This is a genomic window from Psychromonas hadalis ATCC BAA-638 (assembly GCF_000420245.1).
GTDB lineage: Bacteria > Pseudomonadota > Gammaproteobacteria > Enterobacterales > Psychromonadaceae > Psychromonas > Psychromonas hadalis.
Genome location: NZ_ATUO01000234.1, coordinates 1 through 3,917, shown reverse-complemented (window position 1 = coordinate 3,917; position 3,917 = coordinate 1). Strand labels below are relative to the sequence as shown.

Below are 3,917 nucleotides of genomic sequence, written 5' to 3'. Positions count from 1 at the left end.
GAATCGTTACAGAATAACTTGTTCTAAATTATTTTCAAAAAACCTTAACGACTGGTTATTTTGAAAATAAAGAACAAGTAATTTTGAAGCCGATCCATAATTGAATTTCGGAGCTGTTTTTCAGCTCCTCAAAACAAGGAAAAAGTCGATGGAAATCTTTCTCGGCGTTGCCATGTTTACCATTATTGTACTTGCTTTAGTTGTTATTATTTTAGCAGCAAAAGCAAAATTGGTAAGCACCGGTGACATTACAATTGCTGTTAATGGTGATGCAGAAAAAAGTATCAAAACGCAAGCGGGTGGTAAACTACTTGGTGCGTTAGCAAACTCGGGTATTTTTGTTTCTTCTGCCTGTGGTGGTGGGGGGACATGTGGTCAGTGTAAAGTGAAAATAAAATCTGGCGGTGGTGATATTCTACCGACTGAGCTTGACCATATCAGCAAAAAAGAAGCGAAAGAGGGCGAACGCTTAGCTTGTCAGGTAAATGTTAAAGAAGACATGAACATTGAACTGCCAGAAGAGATTTTTGGCGTGAAAAAATGGGAATGTACGGTTATCTCTAATGGTAACGAAGCAACATTTATTAAAGAACTTAAACTGCAAATTCCGGGTGGGGAAACCGTACCATTTAAAGCGGGTGGTTATATCCAAATTGAAGCGCCTGCACATCATGTTAAATACAAAGATTTTGACATTGAAGCGCAGTACCGTGGTGATTGGGAACACTTTAAATTTTTCGATTTAGAATCAAAAGTAGACGAAGAAACCATTCGAGCCTATTCAATGGCGAATTATCCGGGTGAAGAGGGTATTATCATGTTGAACGTGCGTATTGCTACGCCACCGCCACGTGATCTTTCTCTGCCTTGTGGCATCATGTCATCGTACATCTTTAGCCTTAAAGCCGGTGATAAAGTGACTATTTCTGGTCCATTTGGTGAGTTCTTTGCCAAAGAGACTGAAAACGAGATGGTTTTTGTCGGTGGTGGTGCTGGTATGGCGCCAATGCGTTCTCATATCTTTGATCAGTTCCGTCGCTTACACACAAAACGTAAAGTGAGTTTTTGGTATGGCGCACGTTCTAAACGTGAAATGTTCTACGTTGAAGATTTTGATACTATCGCCAAAGAGAATGAAAATTTCTCATGGCATGTTGCGTTAAGCGATCCGCAACCTGAAGATAACTGGGAAGGATATACGGGTTTCATCCACAATGTGCTACTTAAAGAGTACCTTGATACACATGAATCACCAGAAGATTGTGAGTTCTACATGTGTGGTCCTCCCGTGATGAATGCAGCGGTTATCTCAATGCTAAAAGACCTTGGTGTTGAAGATGAAAACATCATGCTTGATGACTTTGGTTAAGCAGTAATGACGCATCAGATAACTAAATGGCTAACCTTAATCGGGTTAGCCTTTTTTATTTCATCCTGTAGCGAGCCTGCCGCTAAAGATAAACTTTTTATGCTGCAAGGCAAAACCATGGGTACCTATTATCAGGTGACTGTGGTACTTAATGAGGCGCAACAGACGGATTCTAATTACACGCTTACCGCGTTACAACTTGATATTGATAAAAAGTTAGAGTTGGTGAATGATCAGATGTCAACTTATCGACCTGACTCGGAGCTTTCGCGTTTTAATCAAGCAGAGGTATCACTGCTTGTTTCAGAAGCAACGGCGAAAGTCGTGCAGGCTTCTGTTAACTTATTTAAAGCCTCACATGGAGCCTTTGACGTCACTGTGGGGCCATTGGTTAATTTGTGGGGATTTGGTCCTGATAAACGTCCGAATAAAGTACCAAGTGAAGCGCTTATCACTGAGCAGAAAAAGCGTGTCGGCAGCGAACACTTAACTGTAGTCGGTAATACACTCTATAAAGCAATTCCTGACTTGTATGTCGATTTATCCTCTATTGCTAAAGGTTATGGCGTGGATATGATTGCAGAGCATTTACAGGCATTAAGTATCAATAACTATTTAATCGATATTGGTGGTGAACTGCGTGCTAATGGCACTAAACCTACGAGTAAACAGTGGACGCTTGCGATAGAACGACCGGTTGCTGGGCAAAACGTACAACGTCTTATTCAAATTGGTGATAATGCTATTGCGACATCGGGAGATTACCGTAATTATTACGAATTTGATGGTATCCGTTATTCGCATACCATTGATCCTAAGACCGGCAGACCGATTAATCATAAGTTAGTCTCCGTCACGGTTATCGACAAAAGCAGTATGTATGCCGATGGATTAGCGACATTAATCACTGTACTTGGACCTGAAGCAGGTTTTGCTTTTGCACAGCAGAAAAAACTTGCGGTGTTTTTGCTAATTAAGCAGGGAGATGATTTTATTGAGCGGTTTACCCCTGAGTTTAAACCCTATTTATTAGAGGAAGAATGATGATCTATTTTATCGCTACCTTTGTGGTTTTTTTATTAGTTGTTGTTGCAATGTCCATTGGTTATATTTTTGACAAAAAAACCATTGGTGGAAGTTGTGGCGGTCTTGCTTCTGTGGGCATTGAAAAGTCCTGTGATTGTGATGACCCTTGTGAAAATAGAAAAAATAAAAATGCGGAAGCTGAGCGTATTGCTAAGTTTAAAAGTGAAGAGCAGATTCTGTAAATGTGAGTGTGATGTCGGAAGTAAAGTTACTTACCTTACCTAAATTAAGGTGAAACTAACGTTTCACTTCCGAGTTACTTTTTATTTTTGTTTGTTTTTCTGCAACCATCTATCTAAGGCATTTGCGAATGCCTGTTTCTCTTTATCTGCAAATTTTGATTGCCCTCCTGTATTTTGACCAATATCGCGCAACTCCTGTGCAAAATTACGCATCGCTAAGCGTTGACGAATGTTTTCTGGAGTATAAAGCTCTCCACGAGGATTTAATGCGGTTACCCCCTTTTCAACCAATTCGGCTGCCAACGGAATATCTTGAGTTATTACTAAATCTTTTTTATCTACATGTAAACTAATATAGTTATCGGCGACATCAAACCCTTGCGCGACCTGCACTGTTTTTATAAGCGCTCTACGTGGTACTGGCAAGGGGCTGTTTGCAACAAAAACAAGTGGGGTACTGGTGCGTTCACTGGCGCGGATAACCATTTCACGTACGGGTACGGGGCAAGCGTCTGCATCTATCCAAATCGTCATTTCTGTTTTACCTATCTTTAATAAAGTAGTCTGTTATTTTATCCTGAAACACCAGAAAAAGCGTCAGGAATATATAATTGAGGGCTTTGTTTTTTAAAAAATTTATGTTTTTATCAAATAGATGTTGACAGCTATCTTAAGGCATATATAATCCTCCCAGCTTGAAAGTTCGTTTGATATTTATGTTCAATGTTCCGTATTATGTACCGAATCCTATACTTCATAAGTAATAGCAACACTTCTCGCCAACTGCCTTGATTTTCAAGGTTAAATTACTCAAATATTAAATAGGATACTATTATGTCTACAACTACTACTGGTACAGTAAAATGGTTTAACGAATCTAAAGGTTTTGGTTTTATCGAGCAAGAGAACGGTCCTGACGTTTTCGCACATTTCTCTGCAATCGCAAGCACTGGTTTTAAAACTCTTGCTGAAGGCCAAAAAGTACAGTTTACTGTTACTCAAGGTCAAAAAGGTCCTCAAGCAGAAAACATCGTAGCGCTTTAATTTAGCTATTGATGGGCTTTCATTAGCCTATTCTGATTGAATAGAAGGTAATCCTAAGGGGTTGCCTTTTTTTATGCCTGTTAGAAAGTCATGAACTAATACCGATTACATTAAGTATGTGATCTAAATTTTACGCAGGGAAAACAGCTTAATTCAAGGCGTAAGTTGACGTAAATGGTTGTTCCCTTTGCGAAACTTACAACGTAGAAGTGAGTTGTTTTAACCAGTAAAATAGA

At 39.4% G+C, this 3,917-nt stretch carries 5 protein-coding genes; 4 read left to right on the top strand and 1 reads right to left on the bottom strand.

The features are described from left to right. The first annotated feature begins 148 nt into the window (after positions 1 to 148). From nqrF to nqrM, 3 genes are read left to right on the top strand one after another with little or no spacing between them, the layout of a single operon-like run. Positions 149 to 1,369 (top strand): NADH:ubiquinone reductase (Na(+)-transporting) subunit F, encoded by a 1,221-nt coding sequence (gene nqrF / locus G322_RS0117960; protein ID WP_022943073.1) that lies wholly within the window; start codon positions 149 to 151, stop codon positions 1,367 to 1,369. Positions 1,370 to 1,375: 6 nt separating this feature from the next. Beyond that, positions 1,376 to 2,413, top strand: coding sequence for an FAD:protein FMN transferase (locus G322_RS0117955; RefSeq protein WP_022943072.1), 1,038 nt, complete (start codon positions 1,376 to 1,378; stop codon positions 2,411 to 2,413). Continuing rightward, the gene (gene nqrM, locus G322_RS0117950) at positions 2,413 to 2,637 is read left to right on the top strand and encodes a (Na+)-NQR maturation NqrM (RefSeq protein WP_022943071.1); all 225 of its coding nucleotides are present in this window, start codon (positions 2,413 to 2,415) and stop codon (positions 2,635 to 2,637) included. Before G322_RS0117955 ends, nqrM begins: the two co-directional genes overlap by 1 nt. 81 nt (positions 2,638 to 2,718) lie before the next feature. Here nqrM and G322_RS0117945 read toward each other — a convergent pair whose 3' ends face one another. After that, a complete protein-coding gene (locus G322_RS0117945) occupies positions 2,719 to 3,171 on the bottom strand; it encodes a YaiI/YqxD family protein (RefSeq protein WP_022943070.1) in 453 nt (150 codons plus the stop codon). A gap of 300 nt (positions 3,172 to 3,471) precedes the next feature. Between G322_RS0117945 and G322_RS0117940 the strand changes: the two genes are divergently transcribed. Continuing rightward, on the top strand, positions 3,472 to 3,681 hold the full coding sequence (locus tag G322_RS0117940) for a cold-shock protein (RefSeq protein WP_028866731.1): 210 nt from the start codon (positions 3,472 to 3,474) through the stop codon (positions 3,679 to 3,681). Positions 3,682 to 3,917 lie beyond the last annotated feature (236 nt).

What these genes read in the sequence shown, in the direction of transcription:
- nqrF (WP_022943073.1), top strand. Translation starts at nt 149, where the DNA reads ATGGAAATCTTTCTCGGCGTTGCCATGTTTACCATTATTGTACTTGCT.
- G322_RS0117955 (WP_022943072.1), top strand. Translation starts at nt 1,376, where the DNA reads ATGACGCATCAGATAACTAAATGGCTAACCTTAATCGGGTTAGCCTTT.
- nqrM (WP_022943071.1), top strand. Translation starts at nt 2,413, where the DNA reads ATGATCTATTTTATCGCTACCTTTGTGGTTTTTTTATTAGTTGTTGTT.
- G322_RS0117945 (WP_022943070.1), bottom strand. Translation starts at nt 3,171, where the DNA reads ATGACGATTTGGATAGATGCAGACGCTTGCCCCGTACCCGTACGTGAA.
- G322_RS0117940 (WP_028866731.1), top strand. Translation starts at nt 3,472, where the DNA reads ATGTCTACAACTACTACTGGTACAGTAAAATGGTTTAACGAATCTAAA.